At 66.8% G+C, this 25,479-nt stretch carries 24 protein-coding genes and 2 tRNA genes; 11 read left to right on the top strand and 15 right to left on the bottom strand.

All coding sequences use genetic code 11. From position 1 onward, the window contains the following. Positions 1-209 precede the first annotated feature (209 nt). The 4 genes from UU7_RS05565 to UU7_RS05550 all read left to right on the top strand — a co-directional run bounded on the left by UU7_RS05565 (position 210) and on the right by UU7_RS05550 (position 4,071). Positions 210-719 (top strand): regulatory protein RecX, encoded by a 510-nt coding sequence (locus UU7_RS05565; protein ID WP_007806193.1) that lies wholly within the window; start codon positions 210-212, stop codon positions 717-719. 84 nt (positions 720-803) lie between these two features. Then, positions 804-3,431, top strand: coding sequence for an alanine--tRNA ligase (alaS, locus tag UU7_RS05560; protein ID WP_007806191.1), 2,628 nt, complete (start codon positions 804-806; stop codon positions 3,429-3,431). A 264-nt stretch (positions 3,432-3,695) separates the two neighbouring features. Next, positions 3,696-3,899 (top strand): carbon storage regulator CsrA, encoded by a 204-nt coding sequence (csrA, locus tag UU7_RS05555; protein WP_007806189.1) that lies wholly within the window; start codon positions 3,696-3,698, stop codon positions 3,897-3,899. Between the two features lie 79 nt (positions 3,900-3,978). Next, positions 3,979-4,071, top strand: a tRNA-Ser gene (locus UU7_RS05550). A 657-nt stretch (positions 4,072-4,728) separates the two neighbouring features. Here the strand turns inward: UU7_RS05550 and UU7_RS05545 are convergent. From UU7_RS05545 to UU7_RS05515, 7 genes are all read right to left on the bottom strand, one after another. Next, on the bottom strand, positions 4,729-5,460 hold the full coding sequence (locus UU7_RS05545; RefSeq protein ID WP_007806186.1) for a UDP-2,3-diacylglucosamine diphosphatase: 732 nt from the start codon (positions 5,458-5,460) through the stop codon (positions 4,729-4,731). A 7-nt stretch (positions 5,461-5,467) separates the two neighbouring features. Beyond that, on the bottom strand, positions 5,468-6,199 hold the full coding sequence (locus UU7_RS05540; RefSeq protein ID WP_007806184.1) for a peptidylprolyl isomerase: 732 nt from the start codon (positions 6,197-6,199) through the stop codon (positions 5,468-5,470). Between the two features lie 63 nt (positions 6,200-6,262). After that, on the bottom strand, positions 6,263-7,780 hold the full coding sequence (locus UU7_RS05535; RefSeq protein WP_007806182.1) for a Ppx/GppA phosphatase family protein: 1,518 nt from the start codon (positions 7,778-7,780) through the stop codon (positions 6,263-6,265). Positions 7,781-7,858: 78 nt separating this feature from the next. Next, positions 7,859-9,952 (bottom strand): polyphosphate kinase 1, encoded by a 2,094-nt coding sequence (ppk1, locus tag UU7_RS05530; RefSeq protein WP_040672899.1) that lies wholly within the window; start codon positions 9,950-9,952, stop codon positions 7,859-7,861. A gap of 54 nt (positions 9,953-10,006) precedes the next feature. Next, entirely contained in the window at positions 10,007-11,254 is a 1,248-nt protein-coding gene (phoR, locus tag UU7_RS05525; RefSeq protein WP_007806178.1) for a phosphate regulon sensor histidine kinase PhoR, read from the bottom strand. A gap of 84 nt (positions 11,255-11,338) precedes the next feature. After that, positions 11,339-12,028: a phosphate regulon transcriptional regulator PhoB gene (gene phoB / locus UU7_RS05520; protein ID WP_007806176.1), complete on the bottom strand. Its 690-nt coding sequence runs from the start codon at positions 12,026-12,028 to the stop codon at positions 11,339-11,341. A gap of 73 nt (positions 12,029-12,101) precedes the next feature. After that, the gene (locus UU7_RS05515) at positions 12,102-13,721 is read right to left on the bottom strand and encodes a M48 family metalloprotease (protein WP_007806174.1); all 1,620 of its coding nucleotides are present in this window, start codon (positions 13,719-13,721) and stop codon (positions 12,102-12,104) included. A 126-nt stretch (positions 13,722-13,847) separates the two neighbouring features. Here UU7_RS05515 and grxC point away from each other — a divergent pair, with 126 nt between their 5' ends. The 3 genes from grxC to UU7_RS05500 all read left to right on the top strand — a co-directional run bounded on the left by grxC (position 13,848) and on the right by UU7_RS05500 (position 15,707). Then, complete coding sequence (gene grxC / locus UU7_RS05510; protein ID WP_007806173.1) at positions 13,848-14,111, top strand: glutaredoxin 3; 264 nt, start codon at positions 13,848-13,850, stop codon at positions 14,109-14,111. After that, positions 14,108-14,485 carry a carboxymuconolactone decarboxylase family protein gene (locus tag UU7_RS05505; protein WP_007806171.1) on the top strand — a complete coding sequence of 126 codons (378 nt, stop codon included), beginning with the start codon at positions 14,108-14,110 and terminating at the stop codon, positions 14,483-14,485. Before grxC ends, UU7_RS05505 begins: the two co-directional genes overlap by 4 nt. Positions 14,486-14,693: 208 nt before the next feature. Beyond that, positions 14,694-15,707, top strand: a complete 1,014-nt coding sequence (locus UU7_RS05500) for an isocitrate dehydrogenase (RefSeq protein WP_007806169.1) — start codon at positions 14,694-14,696, stop codon at positions 15,705-15,707. Positions 15,708-15,768: 61 nt separating this feature from the next. On the opposite strand, the gene UU7_RS05495 is transcribed toward UU7_RS05500, so the two are convergent. The 6 genes from UU7_RS05495 to UU7_RS05470 form a co-directional block, all read right to left on the bottom strand. Then, entirely contained in the window at positions 15,769-16,227 is a 459-nt protein-coding gene (locus tag UU7_RS05495) for a carboxymuconolactone decarboxylase family protein (RefSeq protein WP_007806168.1), read from the bottom strand. Between the two features lie 45 nt (positions 16,228-16,272). Then, positions 16,273-17,187 carry an RNA polymerase sigma factor SigJ gene (gene sigJ, locus UU7_RS05490; protein ID WP_007806166.1) on the bottom strand — a complete coding sequence of 305 codons (915 nt, stop codon included), beginning with the start codon at positions 17,185-17,187 and terminating at the stop codon, positions 16,273-16,275. A gap of 59 nt (positions 17,188-17,246) precedes the next feature. Next, positions 17,247-18,200 (bottom strand): aspartyl/asparaginyl beta-hydroxylase domain-containing protein, encoded by a 954-nt coding sequence (locus tag UU7_RS05485; RefSeq protein WP_007806164.1) that lies wholly within the window; start codon positions 18,198-18,200, stop codon positions 17,247-17,249. Between the two features lie 170 nt (positions 18,201-18,370). Further along, entirely contained in the window at positions 18,371-19,753 is a 1,383-nt protein-coding gene (locus tag UU7_RS05480; RefSeq protein ID WP_007806163.1) for a PhoH family protein, read from the bottom strand. Between the two features lie 54 nt (positions 19,754-19,807). After that, on the bottom strand, positions 19,808-20,269 hold the full coding sequence (locus tag UU7_RS05475) for a peroxiredoxin (RefSeq protein WP_007806161.1): 462 nt from the start codon (positions 20,267-20,269) through the stop codon (positions 19,808-19,810). A gap of 253 nt (positions 20,270-20,522) precedes the next feature. After that, on the bottom strand, positions 20,523-21,041 hold the full coding sequence (locus UU7_RS05470; RefSeq protein ID WP_040672912.1) for a glycine cleavage system transcriptional repressor: 519 nt from the start codon (positions 21,039-21,041) through the stop codon (positions 20,523-20,525). Positions 21,042-21,212: 171 nt separating this feature from the next. Here UU7_RS05470 and dapA point away from each other — a divergent pair, with 171 nt between their 5' ends. Beyond that, positions 21,213-22,109 (top strand): 4-hydroxy-tetrahydrodipicolinate synthase, encoded by an 897-nt coding sequence (gene dapA, locus UU7_RS05465; RefSeq protein ID WP_007806157.1) that lies wholly within the window; start codon positions 21,213-21,215, stop codon positions 22,107-22,109. A 35-nt stretch (positions 22,110-22,144) separates the two neighbouring features. Beyond that, positions 22,145-22,735: a hypothetical protein gene (locus UU7_RS05460; RefSeq protein WP_007806155.1), complete on the top strand. Its 591-nt coding sequence runs from the start codon at positions 22,145-22,147 to the stop codon at positions 22,733-22,735. A 72-nt stretch (positions 22,736-22,807) separates the two neighbouring features. Here the strand turns inward: UU7_RS05460 and fdxA are convergent, their stop codons facing one another. Together fdxA and UU7_RS05450 are read right to left on the bottom strand one after the other, a co-directional pair. Continuing rightward, on the bottom strand, positions 22,808-23,131 hold the full coding sequence (gene fdxA, locus UU7_RS05455; protein WP_007806153.1) for a ferredoxin FdxA: 324 nt from the start codon (positions 23,129-23,131) through the stop codon (positions 22,808-22,810). Positions 23,132-23,335: 204 nt separating this feature from the next. Next, positions 23,336-23,411, bottom strand: a tRNA-Glu gene (locus UU7_RS05450). A 194-nt stretch (positions 23,412-23,605) separates the two neighbouring features. Between UU7_RS05450 and pcnB the strand changes: the two genes are divergently transcribed. Both pcnB and folK read left to right on the top strand, forming a co-directional pair. Beyond that, on the top strand, positions 23,606-24,964 hold the full coding sequence (gene pcnB, locus UU7_RS05445; protein WP_007806151.1) for a polynucleotide adenylyltransferase PcnB: 1,359 nt from the start codon (positions 23,606-23,608) through the stop codon (positions 24,962-24,964). After that, a complete protein-coding gene (folK, locus tag UU7_RS05440) occupies positions 24,961-25,440 on the top strand; it encodes a 2-amino-4-hydroxy-6-hydroxymethyldihydropteridine diphosphokinase (protein ID WP_007806149.1) in 480 nt (159 codons plus the stop codon). The genes pcnB and folK overlap by 4 nt, the downstream gene beginning before the upstream one ends. Positions 25,441-25,479: the final 39 nt, after the last annotated feature.

Below are 25,479 nucleotides of genomic sequence, written 5' to 3'. Positions count from 1 at the left end.
TCCGCTGTCGTTGGCGTACCCGGGCGCGACAACGCAGGCCTTCCCGGTCGTTGCCCTGAGCATGGATCTGCAGGGTCGGAGTCGAGGGGCCGCCCTTCGACTTCCTCGCTCCTCAAAGCTGCGGCCATCCCTGGCCGCTCCCCGCGTGCGCTGCGCTACGCTCAGGGGGAGCCGCGGGGCAAATCCGCTCGTATCGGGTGACCGTTTGCATGGCGATGAAGATGAAAAGGCGTCCTGGCGCGAATGACCCGGCCAAGCCGAAACGCAGCGCCTACGACAAGGCGCTGGGCTTGCTGGCGCGGCGTGAACATTCGCGCAAGGAACTGAACACCAAGCTGCGCCAGGGTGGCTACCAAGGCGACGAAGCCGCCGCCGCACTGGACCGTCTCGGCGAGCAGCACTACCAGGACGACGACCGCTTCGCCGAGGTGCTGCTGCGCAGCCGGATCGCCCAGGGCTATGGGCCTGTGCGCCTGCGCCAGGAGCTGAAAAGCCATGGCCTGGGCGATGCGCGCATCCGCGAGCTGATGGATGAAGCCGAGGTCGACTGGGATGTCTCCGCCGCAGCCCAACTGCGTCGCCGCTATGGCGGGAAGGGCGCCGCGGACCCCGCCGAACGCGCCCGCCGGGCGCAATTCCTCTTGCGTCGCGGCTTTGCCGCCGCCACAGTACGGAATGTTACCCACGCCGATGTGGACGACGCCGACGATATTTCCTGACATTCATCGCCTCGCGGCCATGGGTTGACGGAGCGATTGGCCCGGTCTCGGCGTGGCCCGTTGCCGCCAGCCATCGCGATCCGCATGAAAACCTCCGACATCCGTTCCGCCTTTCTCGATTATTTCCGTTCCAAGGACCACACCATCGTGCCGTCCAGCTCGCTGGTGCCGTCCAGCGACCCGACCTTGCTGTTCACCAACTCCGGCATGGTGCAGTTCAAGAACGTGTTCCTGGGCAGCGAAAAGCCCGGTTACGTCCGCGCGGCCGACGTGCAGCGCTGCCTGCGCGCTGGCGGCAAGCACAACGACCTCGACGCCGTGGGCTACACCGCGCGCCATCACACCTTCTTCGAGATGCTGGGCAACTGGTCGTTCGGCGACTACTTCAAGCGCGACGCGATCGCCTACGCGTGGGAGCTGCTGACGGAAGTCTTCAAGCTGCCGGCGGACAAGCTGTGGGTCACCGTCTACCACACCGACGACGAGGCCTTCGACATCTGGAACAAACAGGTCGGCGTGCCAGCCGAACGCATCGTGCGCATCGGCGACAACAAGGGCGCACCGTTCGCCTCGGACAATTTCTGGCAGATGGCCGACACCGGCCCGTGCGGCCCGTGCACCGAGATCTTCTACGACCACGGTGCGGACATCGCCGGTGGCCCGCCCGGCTCGCCGGACGAGGACGGTGACCGCTACATCGAGATCTGGAACCTGGTGTTCATGCAGTTCGACCGCGCGCCCGACGGCACGCTGAGCCCGCTGCCGGCGCCGTGCGTGGACACCGGCATGGGCCTGGAGCGCCTCGCCGCGGTGCTGCAGCACGTGCATTCGAACTACGAGATCGACCTGTTCGCGCACCTGATCCGCGTCGCCGGCGAACTCACCGGCACGCAGGACCTGGGCAACAAGTCGCTGCGGGTGATCGCCGACCACATCCGCGCCTGTTCCTTCCTGATCGTCGACGGCGTGCTGCCGTCCAACGAAGGTCGTGGCTACGTGCTGCGCCGGATCATCCGCCGCGCGCTGCGGCATGGCTGGATGCTCGGCGTGCGCGGCGACTTCTTCTGGAAGATGGTGCAGCCGCTGGTCGAGGAAATGGGCGAAGCTTACCCGGAGCTTTCGGCAAGGCAGGCCTTCGTCGAGGATGCGTTGCGCACCGAGGAACAGCGCTTTGGCGAGACGCTGGAGCACGGCATGCGCCTGTTCGACGACATCGCCGGCAAATCCGGCAAGACGATCCCGGGCGTCGATGCGTTCCGTCTTTACGACACCTACGGCTTCCCGGTCGACCTTACCGCCGACATCGCGCGCGAGCGCGGGCTTGAGGTCGACATGGCCGGCTTCGAGCAGGCCATGAACGAACAGCGCGAGCGCGCCCGCGCCGCGGGCAAGTTCGAGGCCAAGGGGCAGATGCCGGCCGAGCTGGCCAGCCAGCTCAAGCCCACCGTATTCCTCGGTTACGACGCACTGCAGGGCAGCGGCAGCAAGGTGCTCGGCATCGTGCGCGGCGGCAAGCAGGTCGACCAGCTGGGCGAGGGCGAGGAGGGTCTCATCATCCTCGATCGCACGCCGTTCTATGCCGAGTCCGGTGGCCAGGTCGGCGATACCGGCACGCTGTCCAGCGCGTCCGGTCGTTTCGAAGTCGGCGATACGCTGAAGATGGGCGGCGTGTTCTTCGGCCATGCCGGCACCTGGCATGGCGACCAGCCGCTGCGGACCGGCGACCTGGTCGATGCCTCGGTCGACGCCTCGCGCCGCCAGGCCATCGTGCTCAACCATTCGGCCACCCATTTGCTGCACGCGGCCCTGCGCCAGGTGCTGGGCACCCACGTCACGCAGAAGGGCTCGCTGGTGGCGCCGGAGCGGCTGCGCTTCGACTTCTCGCATCACAAGCCGATGAGCCACGACGAGCTGGCCCGGGTCGAGGCCCTGGTGAACGCCGAGGTGCGCCGCAACGCGGCGGCCGAAGTGCACAACATGGGCTACGACCAGGCGATCGAGTTTGGCGCGATGGCGCTGTTCGGCGAGAAGTACGGCGACGAAGTGCGCGTGCTGAAGATGGGCGATTTCTCCACCGAGCTGTGCGGCGGCACCCACGTGGGGCGTACCGGCGACATCGGCCTGTTCAAGGTCGTCAGCGAGGCGGGCGTGGCTTCCGGCGTGCGCCGCATCGAGGCAGTCACTGGGGCCGGCGCGCTGGCCTACATCGCCGACGAAGAGCGTCGTCTGGCCGAATTCTCGCAGCTGCTTTCCAGCAGCGGTGACGACGCGGTGGAAAAACTGCGCCAGCTGTTCGATCGCCAGAAGAAACTCGAGCGCGAACTGGAATCCCTGCGCAGCAAGGCCGCCGGCTCGGCTACCGCCGACCTGGCCGGTTCAGCCACGGATGTCGATGGAATCAAGGTGGTCGCGGCCCGGCTGGAGGGCCTCGACGCCAAGTCGCTGCGCGACAGCGTGGACCAGCTCAAGCAGCAGCTGGGCGACTGCGTGATCCTGCTGGCCGGTGCGGCGGATGGCCGGGTCTCGCTGATCGCGGGAGTCCACGGCAAGGCCTTGGCCCGGATCAAGGCGGGCGACGTGGTGGCACACGTGGCGAAACAGATCGACGGCAAGGGCGGCGGCAGGCCCGACATGGCCCAGGGGGGCGGCACGGATGCGCCGGAGCTGCCGACGATCCTGTCGGCCTTGCCGGAATGGATCTCGGCGCCTTGACCCCTTTTGCGTGTGCCATTCGTCACGACCCTGGCAGATTGCACAGGGGAATCGTGCTCAGTTACTATCGAAACAGTGTCGACACGGTCGGAAACGCTCGTATCGCCAGTCAGGACGCCAAGGAGTGTTTTGGCTGTGAGCCGGGAAGGCGGGGTAGGGCCTTCGACGGATCATTCGTCGAACTGCGGAAAGACGGACGCTCAGGGGTGAGGCAACGTCGATCTGCAGGCCTGTGACCAACAGCTTTTATGGAGTAGCAAAATCATGTTGATTCTGACCCGCAGGGTCGGTGAGACCCTGATGATCGGCGACGAGGTGACCGTCACCGTTCTTGGTGTGAAAGGCAATCAGGTACGCATCGGCATCAATGCACCGAAGAATGTGGCGGTGCATCGCGAAGAGATCTATCAGCGCATCAAGGGCGAAAGCGATCCCGGCAGTGGCCCCGACGAGTCCGTCGAACACTGATCGAGTGAATTAAGCCTTTACCTCGACCGCGCCGGTCAGTATCCTTGCCGGCTCCGCAGCAATGCGGAACAAAGACCCCGGAGAGATGCCCGAGTGGCCGAAGGGGCTCCCCTGCTAAGGGAGTATCGGGCTAAACACCTGATCGAGGGTTCGAATCCCTCTCTCTCCGCCAGATACGCAAAGCGCCCCGCAAGGGGCGTTTTGCGTATCTGGCGGAGAGAGGTGGGGGACGAGCCCTCCGGTTACTCGGCACATCCTGTGCCTCGCCCTTCGGGCCATCGGCTGCGCCGATGTTCGACTACGGCATCCTGCCTTCGTCGTCGACAATTTTGTCTGGGACATTGTGGACAGCCGCAGGCTGGCCCTGGAGCGCGCAGCGCGGAAGGGTGAATCCCATGTGGGATTCACAATCCCCGACCCTCCACGCTGAGTGAAACTCCATCGAAGCAGGCGTTTTGCGTATCCGGATGCGCCATCACGAAATCAAGAGCAACCCCACCCCAGCCCTCCCCTGCAAGCAGGGGAGGGAGCAGGGCGTGAGCTTTGGTATCGTGTGAAACAAACAACGACAACCAGCAGGCTGGCCCCGGAGCGCGCAGCGCGCAGGGGTTCGGCCCAAGGATGGGCCAAACAGTCCCTCGCGAACTCCACGTCATGCCATCGCCCATCGAAGCAGGCGTCTTGTGCATCTGGCTGCGTCACCGCGAGATCAAGAGCGACCCACCCAACCCTCCCGTGCAAGCTGTGGAGGGAGCCGAGCATGAACGCTGCGGCCCTTCATGCGACTCGATCGAAACAGCGCCAGCGCCGATCAAGCGCACGATGCGGCTCAGCCCACCGCCAACCCGCGCAGTTCGACGTTGCCCCGATCATCCACCCGCAACACCGAGCCGTGTTCGTACCAGTCGCCCAGCACGATCCGCTCGGTCGGCTTTCCATCCACCTCAAGGCGATGGATGGCGGGCCGGTGCGTATGCCCGTGGATCAATCGCGTCACGCCCGCTCGGCGCATCGCATCGGCTACGGCATCGGCGTTGACGTCCATGATGCTTTCCATGGTGCTGCCGGTGTGCGCCTTGCTGTCGGCGCGCGCCTTGGCGGCAAACGCGCGGCGCGCTTCCAGCGGCATCGCGAGGATCTGCGCGGCCCATTCGGGCGTGCGTACCTGGCGGCGCACGGCCTGGTAGGCGGTGTCGTCAGTGCACAGCACGTCGCCATGCATCAGCAGGGTGGGGCGCCCCTGCACGTCATGCACGACACCGTCGTCGAGCAGGGTCAGGCCGGCACGTTCGGCGAAGGCTTCGCCGAGCAGGAAGTCGCGGTTGCCGACCATGAAATAGACCGGCACACCGGCGTCGCGCACCGCGCGCGTTGCGGCGGCGATGCGTGCGGGCAGTTCGGCGTCATCGTCGTCGCCGATCCACGCCTCGACCAGGTCGCCGAGGATGTACAGGGCGTCGGCCTGGCGGACTTCGTCGCTGGCCAGGTACTTTTCGAACAGCTCGGTGATCCGCGGTCGGCTGGCGTCCAGATGCAGGTCCGCGATGAACAGGGTGCTCATGGGCGGATCAACCCTTGCCGGCGGGCTTGGCAACTTTCCTGGAAGCCTTCTTGCCGGATTTGGTCGCGCTCGCGGGCGTTGCCGACGAGGCTGCGCTGGCGGGACTGGCGGCGCTGGCGGCGGAGGCTGGTGCCTGTTCGCCGATCACCCGAGCGCTTTCGATCAACACCAGCGGATTGGGCACGTCGCCGGCGAACGGTCCCAGTGCACGGGTCGGCAGGGCGGCAATCTTGTCGACCACGTCCATGCCCTTGATGACCTTGCCGAACACGGTGTAGCCCCAAGTCAGCCCGCTCTGGTTGCCGGCGAAATCCAGCCGCCGGTTGTCGACCAGGTTGAAGAAGAACTGCGCGGTGCCGGAGTTCGGGTCCGCCCCACGGGCCACGGCCACCGTGCCGCGCAGGTTGGACAGGCCGTTGTCGGCCTCGCTGGCAATGGCCGAGCGGGTGCGCTTGGGCTGCAGGTCGCGGGTATACAGGCCGCCTTGCACCAGGTAGCCGGGAATCGCCCGGTGCAACAGCGTGCCGTCGTAGAAGCCGTCGCGGACGTACTGCAGGAAGTTCGCCACGCTCTTGGGTGACTTGTCCGGATACAGCTCCAGCGTGATCTCGCCTTGCGAGGTGGTCAGCACGACTTGCGGTGGCGGCGCCGGCGCGGCAGCCGGTGCCGGTTTGGCCGTCTGCGCGATCAGCGTCAGTGGCAGTGACAGAAGCAGGATGGCGAGCAGGGATTTCAGCATGGGCATAAAGATGGTCGGGGTCTCGGGACATCATACGCGGCGCCGCCGCCGCGCGGGTTCGCGTCAGCTGCCGCTGAGTTCCAGCCGCAGGCCGAGTTCGGCCATCGGCGCCTGTTCCTGTTGCAGGTCCGCTTCGCTGAGCGGGTGCTGCTCGAACCACGCGTGCGGCAAGGTCAGTCGCAGCGATCGGCTGCTGGCGGCCAGGCGCATCTGCGGCAGCGACTCGGCGCGACGTGCGCGGCGGAACAGCACGGCCAGGCGCAGCAGCGCCGTGGTGTATCGGGCCAGTGTGCGATAACGCTGCGGCAAGGCGGTGATCACCGACTTGTCCGGCTTGCGCCGATGCATGTCGACCACCGCGGCCAGCAGCTGCTGCTCCTGCCGTGAGAAGCCGGCCAGGTCGGCGTGCCGCAGGATGTAGGCGCCATGATGGTGGTGCTGGCTGTGCGCGATGGCCAGGCCGATCTCATGCACGCGCGCGGCCCAGGAAAGCCATTCGCGTGCGTCGGCGTCCAGCTTCCAGCTGCGTGCCACCTGGTCGAACAGCATCAGTGCGGTCGATTCGACCCGGCGTGCCTGGGCGCGATCCACGCCATAGCGGCTGGCCAGTGCCTCGATGCTGGCGGTACGCGGATCGCTGCCGCCGGCGCGGCCCAGCAGGTCCCACAGCAGCCCTTCGCGCATCGAGCTTTCGCACACGCGCAGCCGTTCGATGCCCAGCGCGGCAAAAGCCGCCTCCATGATCACCACGCCGCCGGCGAGCACGGGCGCACGGTCCTCGACCAGGCCAGGCAGCTTGAGCGTGCTGATCTGGCCGTGTTCGATCAGCACATCGCGCAGCGAAGCCAGCGAGGCGGAGGTGATGCCGTCGTCGCAGAACTTCATTTCCTGCACGACCGAGCCGATCGACTTGGCCGTGCCGGAGGAGCCGTAGGCATCCTGCCAGCCGGATTCGCGGTAGTCCTCGGCGAACTGCTGCAGCAGCACGCCGATCTCGCTCACCGCGCGCTGCCAGCGCTTGCGGTTGATCTTGCCGCCCGGGAAGAAACGCAGGGTCGAGGCAATGCAGCCGGCCTGCACGCTTTCGGTATGCAGCGGGGCCAGGCCCCGGCCGATGATGAATTCGGTGCTGCCGCCACCCACGTCGATGACCAGTCGCGGCTCGCGCGAAACGGGCAGGTCGTGGGCGGCACCGAGGAAGATCAGGCGGCCTTCCTCACGCCCGGAAACCACTTCGATCGGATGGCCGAGCGCAGCCTCGGCCGCGGTCAGGAAGGTCTGCGGCGAGGCGAGCCGGCGGACCGTGTTGGTGGCCACCGCGCGCACCCGTATCGACGGCAGGCCGGCAATGCGCTGGCCGAAGCGGGCCAGGCAGGCGATCGCGCGGGCGCGCCGTTCGGCGTCGAGGCTGCCGTCGGCACGCAGGCCGGCGGCCATCCGCACGGTGTCGCGCAGGCGATCGATCACCCGCGGTTCGCCATGTTCCATCCGCGCGACCACCATGTGGAAGCTGTTGGAACCCATGTCGATCGCGGCGATGAGTTCACCGTCGCGGATGGGTGTCTGTTCGGCTGGGCTCACGCCGGGGCTCCCGCGACGATAAAGGACGGATTCTCGCACGCGCGCGTGAAAGGCTTGCATCGGTTCATGGCGTTCGACTCACTTGCAGTAGCGCTCGAGCAGGCCCTGCTGGGCGCTGTACGGCGGATGCTCGCCGGGAGTGGCGCGGACATACCGGCCGTCGCTGCCCAGCAGCCAGGCCTGGGTGTTGTCGGCCAGCCCGTTGGCCAGGGTTTCCTCGAACACGCGCGCCGCCAGGTCCGGGTCCAGGATCGGGAAGGCCACCTCGATCCGCCGCATCAGGTTGCGCTCCATCCAGTCCGCGCTGGCGCAATAGATCTCCGCATCGCCATCGTTGGCAAACCAGTACACCCGGCTGTGTTCGAGGAAACGCCCCACGATCGAGCGCACCCGGATGCGCTCGGAGATGCCGGGCAGGCCGGGGCGAAGGGTGCACGCACCACGCACGACCAGGTCGATCTCCACGCCGGCCTGGGAAGCCCGGTACAGCGCGGAGATCACCCGTGCTTCATTGAGCGCGTTGAGCTTGGCCACGATGCGCGCCGGCCGGCCTGCGGCCGCGTGGGCGGTCTCGCGCTCGATCTTCTCCAGCACTTTCGGATACAGCGTGAACGGCGAATGCAACAGGCGCTTCAGGTCGATGATGGGTCCCAGACCGGACAGTTGCTGGAAGACCTTGTGCATGTCCTCGCCGATCTCGGGGTTCGCCGTCATCAATCCGATGTCGGTGTACATCCGGCTGTTGGCCTGATGGTAGTTGCCGGTGGAGAGGTGCACGTAGCGGCGCAGTGCCTCGCCTTCGCGGCGTACGATCAGCATCATCTTGGCGTGGGTCTTGTAGCCGACCACGCCGTAGACCACCTGCACGCCGGCTTCCTGCAGCCGCGTGGCCAGCCGGATATTGGCCTCCTCGTCGAAGCGCGCGCGCAGCTCGATCACCACGGTGACGTCCTTGCCGTTGCGGGCCGCCTCGACCAGCAGGTCGACCAGCGGGGTGTCCTCGCCCGCGCGGTACAGGGTCTGCTTGATCGCCAGCACCTGCGGATCGGCGGTGGCCTGGCGCAGCAGGTCGATCACTGCGGAGAAGCTCTGATACGGATGGTGCAGCAGCACGTCGTGCTGGCTGATCAGGTCGAACTTGTTGCGGCTGCTCTCGAGCGCCGGCGGCAGCTGCGGATTGAAGCGCGGGAACTTCAGTTCCGGCCGATCCAGCCAGTCGTAGATCAGCCCGGCGCGGATGATGTTGACCGGGCCGTCGCAGCGGTAGACGTCGGTTTCCTCCAGCTGGAAGTTCTGCACCAGCATTGCGGTGATCGCCTTCGGACAGTCGTTGGCGATTTCCAGCCGCACCGGCCGCGCGTAGCCGCGCCCGACCAGCTCCTCGCTGAGGGCCAGCGCGAGGTTCTCCACCTCGGCCTCCTCGACGATCAGCTCGCTGTTGCGGGTGACCCGGAACTGGTACGAGCCGACCACCCTGAGGCCGGGGAACATCAGGTCGACGAAGGCCTGAAGCAGCTCGGCAAGAAACACGAAATGCTCGCCCGGGCCGCTGACTTCGGCAGGCACGCGGATGATCCGGGGCAGCGAGCGCGGTGCCCGCACCAGCGCCATGTGCCCCTCGTGGCCGAAGGCATCGCGCCCCTTCAGCACCACCGCGATGTTCAGCGTCTTGTTGAGGATGCGCGGGAACGGATGCGCCGGGTCCAGCCCCAGCGGCGACAATACCGGCAGCACCTCGTGCTCGAAATAGCCCTGCAGCCAGCGCCGCTGGCGCGGGTTCCAGCGTTTGCGGGTGAGGATGTGGATCTGCTCGGCGTCCAGCTGGGGACCGATCTGTTCCTGCCAGGTTGCGTACTGCTCGGCGACCAGGTCCAGCACGCGACTGCGGATCTGCGCCAGCAGGTCGCCGGAGCTGACGCCGTCGGGACCCGGTGCGGCCGAACCGTACGCGTGGTGGTGCTTGAGCATTGCCACCCGCACCTCGAAGAACTCGTCGAGGTTGCTGGCCACGATGCTCAGGTAGCGCAAGCGCTCAAGCAGCGGCACGCTCGGGTCGCGCGCCATCGCCAGCACCCGGAAGTTGAACTCCAGCGCGGCCAGCTCGCGGCTGAGATACAACTCCGGCGCACCGGGACCGGTCTCGGGCGATGGGCAACTCGGTGGTGTGGGCATGCTTCATTCTGGCCCATGACGTGCGCCAAATACATCGCGCCGGCGCCGGCAGCTTCACTCGCCGGTGTCGGGAGCCAGCAATCGTTCATCGCCGAAGTGGCAGGAAAAGGTGGAGCCGGCGCCGGCTTCGCTTTCGATCTGCAGGCGAGCCTGGTGCAGGTTCAGCACGTGCTTGACGATCGACAGCCCGAGCCCGGTGCCGCCGCTGTCGCGCGAACGGCTGGAGGACACCCGGTAGAATCGTTCGGTCAGGCGGGCCAGGTGATTGGCGGGGATGCCGAAACCGGTGTCGCTGACCGAATACACCGCGCCGCCGGGCTCGCGCCGCCAGCGGATCGCGATGCTGCCGCCGTTGGGCGTATAGCGCACCGCGTTGCTGACCAGGTTCGACAACGCGCTGTGCAGATCCTTCGGCGAGCCGAACAGGTCCGCGTTGGCGGTGGATTCCAGGCTGATCTGGTGGCGCCCCTGGCTGAGCGCTTCGGCCTCCTTGCGCACGGTGGCCAGCAGCGCGGCCATCGGCACGCGTTCGTCGATCACCTCGTGCTGGGTCTCCAGTCGCGACAGGGTCAGCAGGTCCTCGACGATCTGGCCCATCCGCTTCGACTGTGCCCGCATCTCGCCGAGCACCGGTGCCAGCTCGGGTACGTCCTCGGGGTCCAGCAGTTCGAGATAGCCGTGGATTACCGTCAACGGCGTGCGCAGCTCATGGGAGACATTGGAGACGAAATCCCGGCGCACCTGTTCCAGTCGCTTCATGGGAGTGATGTCGTGCGCCAGCAGCAGTTGCTGATGCTCGCCGAACGGCAGCAGGGTGACGTTGAGCTGGTTGTCCTTGTTGCCCGGGGCGGCGACGTCATCAAGCTGGCCTTGCGCCCCGTCGCGCAGCCAGTCGGCCAGGTCGGAGTGAGCCATCCGCTGGATCAGCGGCTGGCCGCGATCCCGCGTCCGGTTCAGCCCGAGCAGGCTTTCCGCGGCATGGTTGAACCAGCGGATCTGCTGCCGGCGGTCCAGCAGCACTACGGCATCCGGCAGGCGATCCGCAGCCTGGCGAAGGTCGCGCAGGTTCGAGGCGAGCAGGTGTGCGCGTGTCATGAGTCGGTCATCCTGCATGGGGCTGGCAGTCACGGATGCCGCCATCATGGCCCGCTGCAGATGACGGAGCCGGGTCAGCAGGAAGACGACTCCGATGATGGCGGCGATGGCCAGCCCGGCCCAGGCGGAACTTCCGGCCAGCCAGCCCAGCGCCGCCCCGGCGCACAGGATCGAGGCGAGGAACGTGGGGAGTTTCCAGTCAGGCATGCGGGGGCGGGATCATCCGGGGGCGTATGCGGCGACCGCCAGCATCGGCAAAAGGTGCCGACGACGCAAGCGAGGCGGCGCCGTTCAGATGCTGGTGGAAAAACGGTAGCCGGTGCCGCGCACCGTCTGCACCAGTTCGTCCAGCTTCCACGGCTCCAGCGTCTTGCGCAGCCGGCGGATATGCACGTCGACGGTGCGCTCTTCCACGTAGACGCTGCCGCCCCAGACATGGTCCAGCAACTGCGCACGCGAGTAGACCCGCTCGGCATGGGTCATGAAGAAATACAGCAGCCGATACTCGGTGGGGCCGATCGCCACCGGCTCTTCGCCGGCGAACACTCGGTGCGCGGCGCCGTCGATGCGCAGCCCGCCCAGCTCGATCACGCCCGAGCCGTCGTCGCCCTGGCTGCGCCGCAGGACGGCCTTGATCCGGGCGACCAGCTCGCGGGTGGAGAACGGTTTCACCACGTAATCGTCGACGCCGGCCTCCAGTCCGTTGACGCGATCCATTTCCTCGCCGCGCGCGGTAAGCATGATGATCGGGATTTCGCGACTGAGCTCTTCCTTGCGCAGGCGCCGTGCCAGCTCCAGCCCGCTCATGCCCGGCAGCATCCAGTCCAGCAGGATCAGGTCGGGCACCTGCTCGGACAGCGCCAGCTGGGCGGCGCGGGCATCGACCGCCTGTATCGCTTCCATGCCGGCCTTGCGCAGGGCAAAGGCGATCATCTCGCGAATCGAGGTCTCGTCTTCAACGATGAGGATGCGTTTGTGCACGCGGTGGTCTGCCGTGGCGGATGACGGAAGTATTGCAGCGAATCCATGTTACGCGGCGATGACAGTGTGGCGCTCATTGCCGCGAATCATCGCCGGGACTGTCCGCGGTCCGGATCTTGCGCTTGTGCAGTTCCAGCACCAGTGGGGTCAGCTCGGTGATCCGCGCCTGGATGCGCACGCGGGCGTAGTAGTCCAGGTCGTCGCGCTTGAGCAGCCGCTTGAGCTGCTCCATGGCGTCGTACGGCCGGCCCGAGTAGTAGCTTGCGTCGGCGTAGGCCTCGCCGGCGCGCACGCTGTCGCCGGCCTTGTCGCTGGCACGGGCGTAGGTGCTGTAGATCTCCGGTTCGCTGGCATTGTCCAGCAGTGGCCGCAACATGCCGGCGGCGAGCCGGGCCTGGTCCCTGTCGCCGCCGGCGGTGAGTGCGTGGGCATACGCCAGCGCGACTGCACGGTTGCGCGGGGACTGGGTATTGAGTTCGGAGTAGATGGCCAGCGCGGCGGGGCGCTGGCCGGCCTGCAGGCGGGCGTCGGCCACGGCCAGCCTCAGCAGCAGGTTTCCCGGGTGGTTGTCCAGCAGTGGCTGCAGTTGCCCCAGGGCCTGCGCGCCGCGGCCACTGCGCGTCAGCGCCAGGGCGTAACCGTAGTGATTGGCCGGCGTGTGGAAATCGTGGCGCGTCTGCAGGCTGGACGCGTAATACGTGGCCAGCCGCGTGGCGTCGCCGGCCAGCACGCGGGCGCGCTCGCGCATCAGCGTGTAGGTGTCCAGATCGCCGGTGCGGTGGGCAGCGAGCAGGGTGGCAGGGTCCTTCACGAAGGGGATCGGCGCCGTGCTCCTCGCCCATTGCTGCCGGTCGATTCCGCTGATGCCCACGCGCAGCTTCTGCGCGGCGATCAGCGCATCGGCACGCGCCTTGGCGTCGCTGATCCGGCTGGTCGTCACCGGATGCGTCTGCAACAGGGCCGGCACGTCCTCGCCGCCGGCGCCGGCGCTCATCGCATCCTGCATGCGCTGGAAGAAGCCCGCCATCGCATTGGGATCGAAGCCGGCCTTGGACAGCGTCTGGATGCCGACGCGATCGGCTTCGATTTCGTCCTTGCGGGTGAAATTGATCGACTTCTGCGCGATCAGGCCCTGGCCGCCGGCCAGTACGGCCATCGGCGCGTCGCCGCTGTGGCTGCTGGCCCCGGCGGCGATCGCGCCGAGCAGCACCAGGGCCATCAACGGTGCGTCCTTCTTCGAATCCTCGAACGCGCGCTGCAGGTGGTTCTGGGTGATGTGGCCGATTTCGTGGGCGATCACGCCGGCCAGCTCGCTTTCGTCGCGGGTGATCGTGAGCAGACCCGAGTTCACCGCGATATAGCCGCCAGGCGCGGCAAAGGCATTGATTTCCGGGTCCTTCACGATGAAGAAGGCGAAATGTTCCTTCGGCTTGTCGCTGCTGGCGACCAGCCGGTAACCGAGGTCGTTGATGTAGTCGTCCAGCAGCGGGTCGTCGACCACCATGTCCAGCGCGCGCATCTGGCGCAGCATGGAGGCGCCATAGTCCTGCGCCTCGCTCGGTGAAATCAGTGCGTTCGCCGAACTGCCCAGGTCCGGCAGGCGCACGTCCTGCTGGGCACGGGCGGCGCTCGCCAGCGCGGCGCAGAGCAGGGTGGCGAGCAGGCAGGGGACGGGACGTGGCGGCATGGTCATGGGTTCGGCGACAATAGCATTGTGACCGTGCCCGGCTGCGTCGGTTCACCGCAGCCGTCCGGCTTGAGCCGGGCGCGCGCGGCCTCATTTACGGTGAAGTTCCCCCTTTGTTTGTGGAGTGTCGTGATGTCCAAGATCGAGGTCTACTCGACCGCCGTGTGTCCGTACTGCGTGTCGGCCAAGAACCTGCTGAAGTCCAAGGGGCTGGAGTGGACCGAGGTGCGCGTGGACGCCGATCCCGCGCAGCGCGATGCGATGCTGGCGCGCAGCGGCGGACGCCGCACGGTGCCGCAGATTTTCGTCAACGACCAGCACGTGGGCGGCTACGACGACCTGGTGGCGGCCGACCGCAGCGGCAAGCTGGCGCAATTGCTGGAGCAGGGCGCATGAGCGACAAGTTTGCCGAATTCACGGCATTCCGCCAGCGCATGAACGAGCGCATCCTGGCCGAGGACAATCAGGTGGTGCGGCGCTTCTTCGCGCTGGACACGCAGACCTACAAGCCCGGCGCGCTGGACGTGAAGACCAAGGAGATGCTGGGTCTGGTCGCCTCGATGGTGTTGCGCTGCGACGACTGCATCAGCTACCACGTGGCCCAGTGCAAGGAGGCCGGCGTGCAGCGCGACGAATTCTTCGAGGTGTTCAGCGTTGGCCTGGTCGTCGGTGGTTCGATCGTGATCCCGCATCTGCGACGGGCAGTGGACTTCCTGGACAAGCTGGAAGGCGGCGAGTCCACCACGGCGGAATGCGCCGACCACGGCTGACCCCGCGTGGATGCCCTTCCGGCGGCGCAACTGTCCGGGGCGGGGCATGGGCCAGCCTCCTGCGAGTTTCTGCAATGCTCCGTGCGAGGATTTGCAACGGTTTTCCCGGGCCATCGGCTGTCCGGGAGCCGCTGCATGAGCGATAATGGGCGGTCTTGACCTGCGCCGTTCCATGCGCGCACGCAATCGTCCCCCAAGGAGTATCCCCATGAACAAAACCATCGCCGTGATCCCGGGCGACGGCATCGGCCCGGAGATCATGACCGCCACCCTGCGCGTGCTCGACGCGCTGGACTGCGGCCTGACCTATGATTTCGTCGACGCCGGCATGGTCGCACTGGACAAGCATGGCGATCTGCTGCCCAAGGCCACGCTGGACAGGATCGCCGAGCACAAGGTCGCGCTGAAAGGCCCGCTGACCACGCCGATCGGTGGCGGCTTCACCTCGGTCAACGTGACCCTGCGCCGTCTTTTCGATCTGTACGCGAACGTGCGCCCGGCGGTGAGCTTCCCCGGCACCAAGTCGCGCTACGAGAACATCGACATCATCACGGTGCGCGAAAACACCGAAGGTGCCTACCGCTCCGAGGGCCAGACCCTGTCCGAAGACGGCGAGATCGCCGAGTCGGTGGCGCGCAACACCCGCAAGGGCAGCAGCCGCATCGTGCGCTACGCGTTCGAGCTGGCGGTGAAGAAGGGCCGCAAGAAGGTCACCGCCGTGCACAAGGCGAACATCCTGAAGACCAGCTCGGGCCTGTTCCTCAACGTGGCGCGCGAGATCGCCAGGGAATACCCGCAGATCGAGTTCAACGAGATGATCGTGGACAACACCTGCATGCAGCTGGTGATGAAGCCCGAGCAGTTCGACGTGATCGTCACCACCAACCTGTTCGGCGACATCCTGTCCGACCTGTGCGCCGGCCTGGTCGGCGGCCTGGGCCTGGCGCCGGGCGACAACATCGGCGAGCACGCGGCGATCTTCGAGGCCGTGCACGGCTCGGCGCCGGATATCGCCGGCAAGGGCATCGCCAACCCGTGCGCGCTGCTGCTGGCCGCCGCCGACATGCTCGACTACCTGGACATGGTGGCCAAGGGCGACCGTCTGCGCCAGGCGATCCGCGACACCATGACCAGCGACCGCGACAGCGTGACGCCGGACATCGGCGGCAAGGGCAGCACCGACAGCTTCGCCGATGCGATCGTGAAGCGCATCAAGGGCTGATCGTCAGCGTCATCGACACGCAAGGCCGCGGCATTGCCGCGGCCTTGTCGTTTTCGGAGCGTCAGTGCGCGGCAGGCTTGTAGTGACCGCCTTCGGTGCGCACGGCGATGTTGAGGCGGTTCCAGGTATTGATCAGGCCGACCAGCAGGGTCAGGTCGATCACGGCCGCGTCGTCGAAGTGCTGGTGCAGTCGCTCGTACAGTGCATCGGACACCGACTCGTGCGAGGGCAGTTCGGTGAGTTCTTCGGCGAAGGCCAGCGCGGCCTGTTCGGCCTCGCTGTACAGCCTGGTCTCGCGCCAGGCGGAAAGCAGGTACAGGCGCTGCTCGGTTTCGCCGGCGGCGCGGGCGTCCTTGCTGTGCATGTCCAGGCAGAACGCGCAGCCGTTGATCTGCGAGCAGCGCATCAGGATCAGGTCGGCCAGCTTTGCATCCAGGTGGCCGCGTGCGCGGATCTCCTCGCCGAGCTTGACCAGCGGCTGCATGGCGGCGTAGTGGCGCTGGATCGAAATGCGGGTCATGGGGCAACTCCTTCGGTAGTGGGAATGACGGCCGGGTCGGGCCGTTCAATGCAAGGACGTGCCGGCCAGCTGATTCGTTACCGTCGCCGCCAGGCGCGCCAGCTTGCCCGGATGGCGCAGCGCGTGGATGGCGCGGATGTGCTCGCCGTCGCCCTCGATCCAGATCGCGGTGGTCAACGTGTCGCCGGCCCAGGCCAGCAGGGCCGGTGCCCCGTTCAGCGTCAGCAGGGTGTAGCGCAGGGGCTGCAGGCGCGTGTTGTGGGCGATCTGCAGGTACAGCCGCGCCAGCCGTTCGGCGCCGTGCAGCGGATGGAGGGTGGCGGCAACCACGCCGCCGCCGTCGCTGATGTGGATGGCGTCCTCGGCGAAAAGGGCTTGCAACGAGGCCAGCGTGGGCTGTTCCATCGCCGCGACGAATCGCTGCAACAGGCGCTGCTGGGCGTGCGTATCCACGCTGTAGCGCGGGCGATCCTCGCGCAGCCGCGTCCTGGCGCGGTGTACGCGCTGGCGGCAGGCGTTCTCGGCAATGCCGAGAATCGCGGCGGCCTCGGCGTGGCTGTAGTCGAACACTTCGTTGAGCAGGAAGGCAGCACGCTCGTCCGGCCCCAGTCGTTCCAGCAGGGTGAGGAAGGACAGGGTGAGGCTCTGGTCGCGTTCCAGTGTTGCCTCGGGCGTGTCGCTGCCGGCGTCCTCCGTCTCGATCAGCGGCTCGGGCAGCCATGGGCCCGGGTAGTGTGCGCGCTCGGTCTTGACGCGACGCAGGCGGTCCAGCGCGATGCGCGTGGTTACGGTGACCAGCCAGGCCTCCGGGTCGTCCAGCGCGGCAGTGTCCTGCGCGTGCCAGCGCAGCCAGGCGTCGTGCAGCACGTCTTCGGCGTCGGCAGGCGTGCCGAGCATGCGGTAGGCCAGCCCGAACAGGCGGGGGCGGTGTTGCTGGAACAGGGCGGTTTGCGGGTCCATGGCGTTCTCGGTTGAGGCATCCTGATCAGGGACGCGCGCCGCTCACGCGATGTGACTGCTCAGCGGAACAGCGGCCACGGCGCCAGGAAGATCAGCCACATCAGCAGCACGATGCCGGTGTACTTGAAGGCCTTGTACAGCGTCCGGTGGCGGCGCTTGAACTCCACCTTCCAGCGGTGCGTGGCGCCCTTGCGCTGGCTGAGCGCGTACAGGCGGTTCACGAAGCCGGTCTTCTCGGTGCCGGCGTCGCTGTTCGGCGAGGCGGTGATCCTGCCCATGAACGCGCCGACGCGATGGTTGATCGCGCTCATCCAGCGCGTGCGCAGCGGACGCTCCACGTCGGCGAACAGGATCACCCGGGTCTGGTCGGTCTTGTTCTCGACCCAGTGCACGAAGGTCTCGTCGAACACCACGTCCTTGCCGTCGCCCCAGGCGTGCTCCTCCCCGTCGACGAAGATGCGGCAGTCGCGCGAGTTCGGCGTGATCAGGCCCAGGTGGTAGCGCAGCGAGCCGGCGAACGGGTCACGGTGCGGGTTGAGCTTGCTGTTCGGCGCCAGCGTGGCGAACATCGCCGCCTTGATGCCGGGAATCGCATTGAGCAACTCGACCGTCTTCGGGCACAGCGCCTCGGCCGAGGCCAGCGGCTCGCCGTACCACTTCAGGTAGAAGCGTTTCCAGCCCTGCTTGAAGAAACTGTTGAAGCTTGCGTCGTCGTTCTTCGCGGCCGCGCGGATGTGGCCTTCGTCGAACAGCTGCAGCGCTTCGTCGCGGATGGCCTGCCAGTTCGCCTGCAGCAGGTCCAGTTGCGGAAAGCCGCGACGATCGAGGATCGGTTTCGCCGGCACGGCGGAAAACGCGTACATCAGCAGGTTGTACGGGGCGAAGATCGCCGAGTGGTCGACCAGCTGGCGATCGAAACGCAGCCGCACGCGACCGCGCAGGTGCACCAGCAGCACGCACAGCGCGAAGAACACGAATACCGCAAGCAGGATGAGGCGGGGGGTGAGGATCATGGCAACGCGAGCAGCCGTGGCAGGGATTCCGGGGCCTGCCATTCTACGCGTTTGCCGCGCCCCGGCTCGGTGCCCGCCGAATCCCCCGCGCGACATTCAGCCGCGCGGGGGAGTTTCCAGTCATCGACGACGCGCCGGCTTCGGCTTTCCCGAATCCCGGATCCGGGTACTTAAAGCGACTCCGCCGCGAAGTCCGCCAGCCGCGACCGCTCGCCGCGGCGCAGGGTGATGTGGGCGGAGTGCTCCCAGTTCTTGAAGCGGTCGACCGCGTAGGTGAGGCCGGACGTGGTCTCGGTGAGGTAAGGCGTGTCGATCTGTTCCACGTTGCCCAGGCAGACGATCTTGGTGCCCGGGCCGGCGCGGGTGATCAGGGTCTTCATCTGCTTCGGGGTGAGGTTCTGTGCCTCGTCGATGATCAGGTAGCGCGACAGGAAGGTGCGCCCGCGCATGAAGTTCAGCGAGCGGATCTTGATGCGCGAGGCGAGCAGATCGTTGGTGGCCTGACGGCCCCAGCTGCCGCCGTCCTCGGGATTGGCCAGCACTTCGAGGTTGTCGGTGAGCGCCCCCATCCACGGCGTCATCTTTTCCTCTTCGGTGCCGGGCAGGAAGCCGATGTCCTCGCCCACCGAGACGGTGGCGCGGGTCATGATGATCTCGCGATAGCGCTGCTGGTCCATCACCTGGGCCAGGCCGGCGGCCAGCGCCAGCAGGGTCTTGCCGGTGCCGGCGTTGCCGAGCAGGGTGACGAAGTCGATGTCCGGGTCCATCAGCGCGTTGAGCGCGAAGTTCTGCTCGCGGTTGCGCGCGCCGATGCCCCATACATGGTGGTTCGCATGCGAATGGTCATCCAGCAGCAGCAAGGTGGCGCTGGTCTCGTCGAGGTGCAGCACGCGCAGCTCGACCGCGCTTTCGCCGGGCAGGTACAGGCACTGGTTCGGATGCCAGTCGTCCTGCTCGCGCCGGTTCACTTCGTAATAGGTACGGCCGCGCTCGGTCCACGAGCGCACTTCCGGGTGCAGGTCCCAGAAATCCTCGGGCAGCTCGGCCGAGCCGGTGTAGAGCAGCGAGAAGTCGTCCAGCGCGCGGTCGTTCTCGTAATCCTCGGCGACGATGCCGTTGATGCTGGCCTTGATCCGGAGGTTGATGTCCTTGGTCACCAGGATGACGTCGCGACCGGGATTCTGGTCGCGCAACTCGATCACCGCGGCGAGGATCTGGTTGTCCGCCTTGGTGTGGCCATTGCTGCTGGTGCGATGCTGGAAATACAGCCGGCCCACCGAGCCGCCGCGCTTGAGCTTGATGCCCTGCGGATTGCTGAGCTCCAGGCCTTCGCCCAGATCGTGCTGCTTGCCCAGTTCGACCAGTTCATTGAGGAAGCGGCTGACCTGGCGGCCGTTGCGCGAGACTTCCGAGGCACCCTTCTTCTTTTCGTCCAGTTCCTCCAGCACGGTCATCGGGATGAAGACGTCGTGTTCCTCGAAGCGGAACAGCGAAGTCGGGTCATGCAGCAGGACGTTGGTGTCGAGAGCGTAGATGCGCTTGCTTCCGGTCATGCGGAAGTGTCCTCACTGGTGGGTGGAAGGAGGGGCCGGCGGGTACGTCGAGGGTCAGGCCGCGGGGATGGCGTCGAGCACGGCCTGCGCATGGCCGGAAACTTTCACGCCTCGCCATTCCGCGGCCAGCCTGCCCTCCGGATCGATCAGGAACGTGCTGCGCACGATGCCCATGAAGCGTTTGCCGTACAGTACCTTTTCGTGGATCACGTCGAAGGCGCGACACCAGGTTTCATCGGCATCGGAAACCAGCGGAAACGGCAGTTCCTGCTTGCTGGCGAAGTTCGCGTGCGATTTCTGCGAATCACGCGAGACACCGATGATCTGGGCATGGCGCTTGCGGAAGGCCGGGTAGAGGTCGCGAAAGTCCTTCGCCTCGGTGGTGCATCCTGGCGTCGAGTCCTTCGGATAGAAATACACCACCAGCCATTGTCCCTTGAGGCTGGCCAGCTTCAGTTCGCTGCCGTCGCCGGTGAGGCCTTTCAGTGGGGGCAGTTTCTTGCCGATATCGGGCATGAGTGATCCTGCGCGGCGAGGCGATGCCGCGACGTATGGGGAAAGGAAGGGATGGAGAAGTCTGCGGAGGTCGACCTTGCGACGGCGGCAGGGCGAGCTGTTGCGCCGGAAACGGTCGGGGTGATTCGACAAGCTGGCTGCAATGCAACGGTCCTCAGGCAACTCACGGCCACAGACTAGCGCGGGTGGCTTGGCGCAGGACAGTCCTTGTCAGGACGCCGCGATCGCGCGATGCTCGGCGGATGTGACCTGCTCAGAATTTGACCGGGTCCATGATTGCGTCGAGATTCATGCCGTCGCAGAGTTCCAGGAAGTCGTCGCGCAAGGCGGCGATGTGGATTTCCGCCGGAATGCCGATGGTGAACTGGGCCTGGAACATTTCCGCGCCGGTCTGCATCGCGTGGTAGCGGGTGGAGTTGAGCTGCTCCACGCTGATGCCGTGCTGGCTGAAGAAGTCCACGATGCGGGCCACGATGCCCGGGCGGTCGGCGGCCACCACTTCCACCAGATAGGGCAGCAGGTGCGAGCTGTTCTCGCGCGGGCCGGTACGGTAGTGCACCAGTCGCATGCTCTCGTCGCGGGTCAGCTTGCCCAGGGCCGTTTCCAGCTTGGCCAGCGCATCCCAGGCGCCGCTGGCCAGCAGCATCAGCGAGGTTTCCGTGCCGATGGTGGCGACTCGCGATTCGGACAGGTTGCAGCCGGCGTCGGCGATCCGCCGGGCCAGCGCCAGCAGCGGTGACCGGGTCGAGGTGGTAAGCGCGTGGATCAGCAACTGGTTGTCGTTGCCCGAGCGTGCGGAGCCGGAAGTGGATTTCAAGGAGGCCTGCCTGCGTAACGTCGACCGCGTGATGCGGAACGGTGAGACTACTCCCATCGAGCTTACTTGCCCGCCTCGCGAAGCGGCAAGTAACATGCAGGGCTTGCCTTGCAGTGGAATCGGGTCTTGAACATTCGCGGAAGCATCTGCGCGCTGGCCACGCCGTTCGCGGCCGACGGGGCGCTCGATCTGGCGGCCTTCGGTCGACTGATCGAGCATCAGATCGCCGGCGGCACGCAGGCGCTGGTGGTGGCCGGTTCCACCGGCGAAGCCCACATGCTCGAACACGACGAGTTCGAGCGGCTGCTGGCGCATGCCGTCGATCGGGTGAACGGGCGGGTTCCGGTGATTGCCGGCACCGGCGAGGCGGGCACCGCAAAGACGGTGGCGCTGACCCGGCGGGCCCATGCGCTGGGCGCCGATGCCGCCCTGGTGGTGGCGCCGTTCTACGTGCGGCCCACCCAGGAGGGCATGCGCCGCCATTTTCTGGAGGTAGCCGAACACGGCGAGCTGCCGGTGCTGCTCTACAACGTGCCGGCCCGTACCGGTTGCGATGTCCTGCCGGAGACGGTCGCCGCGTTGCGCGATCATCCGGCGATCGTGGGCATCAAGGAGGCCCGCGGTGACCCGCAGCGGATTTCGGCGCTGGCGGAACTTGTGCGTCCGGATTTCGTCTATCTGTCCGGCGACGACGGCACGGCCGGGCAGGCGATGCTGGCCGGCGCCGCCGGCACCATCTCGGTGGTGGCCAACCTGGTTCCGCAGGCGTTTCGTGGCTTGTGCGACGCGGCCACCGGCGGGGATCGGGTGGCCACCGCGCGCTGTCACGCCGCGCTGGAACCCCTGATCGAGGCGATCAACTGCGCGCCGAACCCGATCGCGGTCAAGGCCGGTTTGCCCCTGCTGGGGCTGGGACTGGCCCTGCCGAGGTTGCCGCTGGTGGAACTGAACGACGGCCCGGATCGCGCCCGATTGCACCAAGCGCTGTCCAGTCTGGCATCCTTGGCGACTGCGGCCGGTTGAACGGTTGCCTGACTTACCTTACGGAATCCGATTACATGAAGAAAACTTCGCTCCTCGTGGCCTTGCCGGCCGTGGCCCTCAGTGGCCTGCTGCTCACCGGCTGCGGCGCATTCCGTTCGCACAAGGCCTGGGAGACTGCGCTGCAGGAAGCCCCGCTGGAGGTCCCGCCCACGCTTGACCGCCCCTCGACCACCGAGGCGCTGGTGATTCCGCCGCCGGGTGGCAACCAGCCGACCGCCAATGGCGCCACGGCCAGGGTCGGTTCGTCGAATGGCCAGATCAGCGACGGCTTCGTGGTCGCCGATGGCGCCGACAACGTCTATCGCCGTGTCGGCCAGGCGCTGGAAGGCGGCAACCTCGGCGAGGTGATCGCGCATGACGATGCGGCGCACAGCTACACGCTGAACGTGTCCGACGCCGTCGCCCAGCAGAAAAAGAAGGGCTTCTTCGGTCGCATGTTCGGTCGCGACAAGAGCAGCGCGGTGCAGGCGCCGGGCGCCGGCTCGCACCAGGTGCAGGTCAGCATCAACACCAGCGGCGCCAGCGGCAGCGAAGTGCGTGCCACCGGGAATCCGGCCGCGGTGGGCAAGGTCGTGGATACGCTGAAGTCGCGTCTGGGCGGCTGAGTCTTCCGTCCGGCCATTGAAAACGCCGCCCTCGGGCGGCGTTTTCGCATCGGGCGTCGGCGCGCTCCGATATCAGCGCTGCAGCAGTTCCAGCTTGCCGGGCCTGCCTTCCCAGTCCTTCGCGTCAGCCGGGGCATCCTTGCGCTCGGTGATCACCGGCCAGCCCTTGGCCAGTTCCGCGTTCAGCGCCACCAGCGCTTCCTGGCCGGCGGGAACGTCGTCTTCCGGATAGATCGCGTTGATCGGGCACTCGGGCTCGCACAGGGTGCAGTCAATGCACTCGTCCGGATCGATCACCAGGAAATTGGGGCCTTCGTGGAACGCGTCGACCGGGCAGACCTCGACGCAATCGGTGTACTTGCACTTGATGCAGTTGTCGATGACAACAAAGGTCATGGAGTCAACTCGGCTGTAGTAAGTAAGGGGCTGGCGAAAGGCTCTTGTGAGGGCCGACGAGGCGCTCTCGTAGAGTAATGGTACGGCTCTTGTGAAGAGTGCGGCCATGGATGGCCGCCTTTGATCCAGCCGACAGCAAGCAACCCATGCTATCCGGGATCGTCCGGACAGGAGCGATCATGGACGATCGCACAAGCCACGCAATGGTGCTCCCTACGAGACTCGAACTCGTGTTCCCGCCTTGAGAGGGCAGTGTCCTAGGCCACTAGACGAAGGGAGCGTTATGCAGCGAGGCGCGCTAGTATAGCGGAATTGTTTCGCCCGGCAATGCTTGCCGTGCATCTGCCTGCGTTGCCCGAAACGGGCCTGCTGCCGGTGCACGTGTCCGGCGCCACGCGGAGCGGCCCGCGTTGCTCTGTGCCGCGATATATTGCAACCGACGGGCAGCTTCGCCCCGCCAAGGATTCCCACCGCTTGAATCTACAATCAAGGACTGACGCCACGCCGACGCTGCGGATCATTCCGCGCGACCAGCACATCATTTCGCGCAAGAACATCAGCAAGGCCGCCTTGCGCGTGCTGTACCGGTTGAACGAGGCCGGACACACGGCCTATCTGGTCGGCGGTGCGGTGCGCGACCTGCTGCTGGGGCTGCAGCCGAAGGACTTCGACGTGGCCACCGATGCCACGCCGGACGAAGTGAAGCGGCTGTTCCGCAACTGCCGCCTGATCGGCCGCCGCTTCCGCCTGGCCCACGTGGTGTTCGGCCCGGAAATCATCGAGGTCGCCACGTTCCGCGGTACCGGCGAGGAGGGCGGCGAGGGCGACCGCCACATCGTCGATGGCCGCATCGTGCGCGACAACATCTGGGGCACCATCGAGGAAGACGCGATCCGCCGCGACTTCCGCGTCAACGCGATGTATTACGACATCAGCGATTTCTCCGTGCGCGACTATGTCGGCGGCATGCAGGATCTCGAGGACCGGATGCTGCGCCTGATCGGCGACCCGAACGTCCGCTACCACGAGGACCCGGTGCGCATGCTGCGCGCGGCCCGGTTGGCGGCGAAGCTGGACATGCAGATCGACGCCGCCGCGATGGCGCCGTTCGAGACGCTGGGGCCGCTGCTGGCCGACGCCGCGCCCGCGCGCCTGTTCGACGAATCACTGAAGATGTTCCTGTCCGGCAACGGCCTGAAGAGCTTCCGCATGCTGGAACATTGCGGCCTGCTCAAGTTCCTGTTTCCGGCCACCGCGCGAGCGCTCCGGCGCGGCGACGATGCGCTGCGCTCGCTGGTCGAGAACGGGCTGGCCAATACCGATGCCCGCATCCACGAGGGCAAGTCGGTAACTCCTGCCTTCCTGTTCGCGGTGCTGTTGTGGGGCGAAGTGCGCGACGTGGCCCATCAGTTGATCGGGCGTGGCGTCGAGAGCAACGAGGCCTGGGCGCAGGCCGCCGCCCGGGTGGTGGGCGAGCAGTGCCAGCGGGTGGCGATCCCGCGCCGGTTCACCTTCACCATGGAAGAGATCTGGTCGCTGCAGCCGCGCTTCGAGCAGATCCAGCGCAAGCGCGTATTCCGCCTGATGGCCCATCCGCGTTTCCGCGCCGCCTTCGATTTCCTGCTGCTGCGTGCCGACGAGTCACCGGCGATGCGTGAGCTGGGCCAGTGGTGGGCCCATGCGCAGCAGCTGCCGCAGGATGTGCTGGCTTCGGCCCTGCCGGCCGGTGGCGGGGCAGGCGCCAATGATTACGTCCCTGCACCGGTCGCGGCCAGGCCGCCGCGTCCACGCCGCCGTCGCCGCAAGCCGGGCAACAAATCAGGCTCCGCATGAGCCTGGCCTACGTGGCGCTGGGCAGCAATCTCGGCGATCCCCGGCAACAGGTGCTGGACGCGGTGGACGCGCTGGCGCGCTTGCCCGGCACCAGCCTGCGGCAGCGCTCCTCGCTGTATCGCACGCCGCCGTGGGGCGTGCTGGAGCAGCCGCCCTTCATCAACGCGGTGGTGGAGCTGGACACGGAACTCTCGCCCCATGGCTTGCTTGACGCGCTGCTGGCCATCGAGCAGCGCGCCGGTCGCGTGCGAGCCGAGCGCAACGGCCCGCGCACGCTGGATCTGGACCTGCTGCATGTCGACGGCGTGCAGCTCGACGACCCCGTCCTGACCCTGCCGCATCCCCGCATGGGCGAGCGGGTCTTCGTGCTGCTGCCCTTGTGCGACATTGCGCCCGCCCTGCGCCTGGCTGGACAGGCTACCGTGGCTGAGCAACTGGCCCGGCTCGATCCGTCCGGTTGTGAACGCGTGGCTTGAGCCCTCAACGTGGCGCGCCGGATAATCGGCGGCCCAGCA

The sequence above is a fragment of the Rhodanobacter spathiphylli B39 genome, assembly GCF_000264295.1.
Classification (GTDB): domain Bacteria; phylum Pseudomonadota; class Gammaproteobacteria; order Xanthomonadales; family Rhodanobacteraceae; genus Rhodanobacter; species Rhodanobacter spathiphylli.
Note: the sequence above shows the minus strand (reverse complement) of the source record. Positions and strands in the feature narration are given on the sequence as shown.